3 protein-coding genes and 2 pseudogenes are annotated in these 4,658 nt (G+C 52.2%); all 5 read left to right on the top strand.

Going from position 1 to position 4,658, the window contains the following annotated elements:
- Nucleotides 1-356 (top strand): hypothetical protein (locus ACH107_RS30290; RefSeq protein ID WP_412509412.1); only part of this gene is annotated, 356 nt, incomplete at its 5' end.
- 420 nt (nt 357-776) lie between these two features.
- Nucleotides 777-1,241 (top strand): annotated as a pseudogene (locus ACH107_RS30285) (transposase); the annotation flags it as partial.
- Between the two features lie 258 nt (nt 1,242-1,499).
- Nucleotides 1,500-2,576, top strand: coding sequence for a hypothetical protein (locus tag ACH107_RS30280; RefSeq protein WP_412509411.1), 1,077 nt, complete (start codon nt 1,500-1,502; stop codon nt 2,574-2,576).
- A gap of 129 nt (nt 2,577-2,705) precedes the next feature.
- Nucleotides 2,706-2,933, top strand: a pseudogene (locus ACH107_RS30275) (transposase); the annotation flags it as partial.
- 477 nt (nt 2,934-3,410) lie between these two features.
- Nucleotides 3,411-4,454 carry a hypothetical protein gene (locus tag ACH107_RS30270; RefSeq protein ID WP_412509410.1) on the top strand — a complete coding sequence of 348 codons (1,044 nt, stop codon included), beginning with the start codon at nt 3,411-3,413 and terminating at the stop codon, nt 4,452-4,454.
- Nucleotides 4,455-4,658 lie beyond the last annotated feature (204 nt).

Raw genomic sequence — 4,658 nt, 5'->3', positions numbered from 1 at the left:
TGAGTTCTACGCGCCGGACGCGCCTACCGGCCGCACAAAATGTAGCGCCCGTTCAACCCTTGATGAGCCCGGCAACCCACAGAGATCGAGAAGGGACCAAGATTCTTTGCGACCTTCGTGAGGAGCAAATGATACGTTTTGCACTTGAAGCATGGAAGTTGGAGGGTGAGTATGCAGATACTCAGTTTGTTGGTATGTATTCATTTGCGTACGAAGGTTCGTCTTACCGATATAGAGAATCTTTGAACACCAAAGCAAAACAAAATTATCTCTTGATCGATGCTGTGACGGATGCTGCGACGGATGCTGCGATCCGAAGGCGCGATGAGCGGGTACAGCTTCTGGAGGCCATTTAGTGCAAGCTAGTTCGCAATCGTGGTTTTCCCGATGGTTCTAGTCCATGTCGAGTCAACGCTTGGTCAACCGTTGGTTACCGTTTTGATCCCATTTGAACCCAAGCCAAACAGGCGGAACCGAACGAATCACGCTGAATATGGTTGTGATTTCAAAGGGTTGTTTCTTAAGTATTTGTTTTTGAACAATTATTAAAATCAAATAGTTTTAGCTCATAACCTGAAGGTCGTAGGTTCAAATCCTACCCCCGCAACCAAAATATTACGCGTTATCAAGCGCTTAAACGCCGCCCTCCGGGGCGGCGTTTGCGTTTCCGCCACCCGTGGAAGCACTGTGGAAGCAAGAGGGGGCGAAGTCCTACGTGTTGCTGCGCGAAGCGGAGCCGTCGTTGGATCGTCCGTAGCCTACGCGGCTAGTCGGTATCACGGAGCAAGCCTCGCCGTGTCATTGCCAAGATCGAATGGCATCCGGGCGAGCTGTTCCCGCGTATGGGCTTCATCGTCACCAATCTCCCGATGGAGCCAGACTGGGTGGTGCGGTTCCATAACCAGCGCGGCACCGCCGAGCAGCACATCAAGGAAGGTAAATACGCCTTCAACTGGACGCGGCTGTCATGCCGGAAGTTCCGCGACAATGAAGTGCGGCTGAACCTGCACGCGCTGGCCTACAATCTGGCGACCTTCTTGCGCTGCATCGAACTGCCCGAGGCCATGGCCGATTGGTCGCTGACCAGCCTTCAGCTGAAACTGATCAAGATCGGCGCCCGCGTCGTGCGCCATGCCCGCGCCATCACCTTCCAACTGGCCGAGGTGGCCGTCACAGGCCCGATGGTGCGCGCGATCCTTACCGCGATCCACCGACTGCGAGCGCCACCGTCATGCGCGTGATCGCGACCCAGGTCGGTCCAAAACAAAGGCGGCTAGACAGGTGTGTCAGCTGCCACGAAAAACTGGGAGGTCACAGCCGGTCGACGGCATTGTCCACTCAAATCGGCGTCCTAGCACGGTAGCTGCGGCCATCAGGGGCATCGAATGCTTGACGCGCAGGCCGCGTCAGCCGATTGTGACGTCCGATGGTATCGCACATGGGAAATGTCGGAAAAGAAGATTTTTCGAACCTAAAGCAGGTAAAATGGCAAGTTTCGATTGAAGCAGCTCATACTCGATTTTGAAACTTTTGAAGGGTTGTGTGAGTTCATTCTACACTCTGTCGCCGACGATCCACGTCCTTGTCAGCAGATTGCCACAAACTTTCTAGAAGACAGTGATTTTGAGAATTGTGATGAATTTCGATGGCTATTCTCTCGCTGTATTGCAAAAATGCTTGATGAAAATTGGGTGGTCAAAGCAACTAATAGCCCTTTGTACGAAATAGGCCTGTCGTTCAAGGGTCGCACTGTCCTTCGACATAAGGCCGAAATCCGTGTTTTTTATGATCGATACTTTGCAGCCGCCATCGGAAAGATGGAAAAAGCCAAAGCACGAGCAAAAGTAAAGCATGAAAAGAAACTAAAGGAGGTGGAAAGTGCTAGGCAGAAAGCTGTGCGGAAAACAGAGAAGCGTAGCAAACAGCGCAAGAAAGAGCGCCGGTCAGGTAAGTTCAAGGCTCCTACAACTCCCGCTGCTACCGTAAAAATCGACCTTTTTGGTAGCGGCAAAAAAATTCGTGCCTCAATTCCATCGAAGGATAACGACCAGCTTCTCAGATTGTGGCAGTCGAATACTCTAGGCGCTGCCGGTTCGTCGGGCGCGAAGCGTGAGCAGCAACTTCTGATTGTTACAGCAATCGAGAAGGAATGGAAACGCCGAATAAAAAATCTGCCGGAGCGCGACGCCTTTAAATGGCCCTCTACTGAAGTAGGTTCCGGCTCTGGCGGCGGCAACTTTGAGCGTCAAGAAATCAGTTATCTAAAAATCCTGGGGTACACAGTGGGTAAGACTGATGGGCTCCCGACTTCTACGCGACGGTTGATCCTGGATCGATGCTTTGTAGGGCAGCTACCGCCGTACCATAGTATTTCTGAGTTGCGAAAATGGGGCGAACCGAGCAGCTCGCTTCGTCTAAGGAAAATAGCCTATCATATCGCTTCACTTGCCAAAAATTTCAAGAAGATGCAGTCGCGTGGCTATGATGACGCCATTTCCGATTGGGAGGATGACCTGAAGTACTTATACGACGAGTACTATGTCCGATACTTCCACTTCGCATGGCCGTCTCGCTGAATTACTCGCTAAATCCAAGACTTAGTCCATTTAAACCCGCATTCCCCAAGTAGTCCGCTGATTTCGCGGTCCTGAGCTTGGTATTTCGTATATAAATCATGGTGTTGATAGCTGTGAAGGGCGTGTTTCATGGATCACCCAGAGGGTGCGGGATTGCAGCGGGCAGATCGGGTGGATTTCGACCCTCGTGTTCGGCTGGAATTCAAAGGCACACAGCTCAGTTCGGACGGCGGTCTGCTGGTGATGCGCGAGCTGGATGACACACTCGGGCTGTCCGATCTGGCGTCAGCGACGCTGTCCGACACCCGCCTCGGCAAGAACACCGTCCACCGGCTCGAACGGTCTATCCGACGCGCTGAAAAACGCCTCAGAAGGCACGGGATGACCCCGTCGCTTGGCCCTGAAACACCCACAACCGGACGTCTGCGCCAGGCCAAGCAAGGTCCGGAGAGAGGGAATGCTTGACCGTACGGCTTCGACCGGCGAACTCTCCGTCATGTCGCAGGCCACTTGGGGAGTCTCGGTTATAGATCGTCTGTTCCGTCACGCCGTAACGTTCGGCCAGAACCGAGGCCGGGACATCGCACTGCCCATGGATCGCAGCCCGCAACCTCGGCCCCCTCGTCGCTTGCGTGCCTGTGAAGAGGGATCACCATGCCTGTCCTCCGTCCTGAATGTTCCTCGGCGCCGACCTTGCCATGACCACAGCCGATCGCGGGTAGGAAAAGTGATTATCCGGCAACACCCATACGTGCTGCACGGCCAAAGCAACACGTCGTTGTACGCTATGATGCCATAGGTGACAGTGCTGTAGCTTTCTGGTACGGCATAGGTATGTATATTTCTTTCCTCGTATTCGCTCTGGGCCTCCTTGCATCACCGGCATTAGCTGGCACCACATGTTCGATAGAAATCAACAGTCTTCTTTATCATTATGGAGAATGCACCTACTCCAAGACACTGTCTACAGATCGAACTTGGCTTATACAAATTGGCCAGAAAACCGAAGGTGACACGTTGGGGTACTGGGTCCTCTTACTTGAAAATTCAGACGGCGTTTATGAAGGACACTGGAATGGTGCATATGGTGTAAGCCGTGCTCACAATTATCTGTATGAAGTCGAAAAGATAGATGATTGTTGGGTGGGCGAAACCTCTCGGATTTGTCTTGATGTTCCCTTTGGTGATGTGCCGAATTATACGATCAATCGTGAAGGACAAACACCAGCCAACAACACTCTTGAAGCCAATATAAATGGTGCTCGTCATGTGATCCAATCCGAGAGCTGGGCTGGTCTCTTTCCTCAAAAGATTGGACCAACAGAAGACCTTGATGGTGATGGCCAACCAGAGACTATTATAGAGCTATCGCATGGTGGGAACGGAAGTTCAGGCCAGCTTGCAGTGGTTTCCTACCGGGAAGACGGGTTTTTCCATATTGTCAATGAACAACCAGTTCCAAACGGATGGGGCGGGTATCGATTGGTGGAACACGGAGAAGAGACGGTGATCCGGGTATATGACTCGGCACAGGGCGTTGGTAACGTTGAAGAATGGGAGTCACAGACTGATTATGCCTTACGGGATGGGGAGTTGGTCGAGCTCATAGAGATGTTCAACAGTGCAAAGCCCATTACTGTAATGGAGTTGACTGCCAAAGAAGTGAGAGAGGCCCCGGGGCAAACAAAGTCTTTGCAGTTTGATCTAAACCTAGATGGTGAGCTTGATACGGTTACCTGCTCGTATTGGGAAAGGTGGGGCTCGTTATCATGCGAAATACAACATGGTGGGTCAGATCAAGCCTCGACAAGGACGTGCAAAAGGTTCGGTATAACTAATAGGGTTGTTGAGGATTTGGTGGTTTTGGTCTGTGATTGATACCGTGGCATCGCCGAGGGGAAAGTTGATCATCCATGACAGAACATCTAGGCTCTTTGCAACGCACAGACGCGGACCGCTTTTGATGGCTTAGGTTAGGCCTCAGATGTAAGACGAGCCGTTGTCGCTAAGAAGTCTTGGCTTGGCGACAACGGTCGCGCAGTCACATCCTGAAGCCTCCAGCGCCAGATCGAGCGTGGCGGT

Source organism: Roseovarius halophilus (ex Wu et al. 2025) (genome assembly GCF_047086965.1).
The sequence above is the reverse complement of the archived record's forward strand: the minus strand, read 5'-3'. Positions and strand labels throughout refer to the sequence as shown.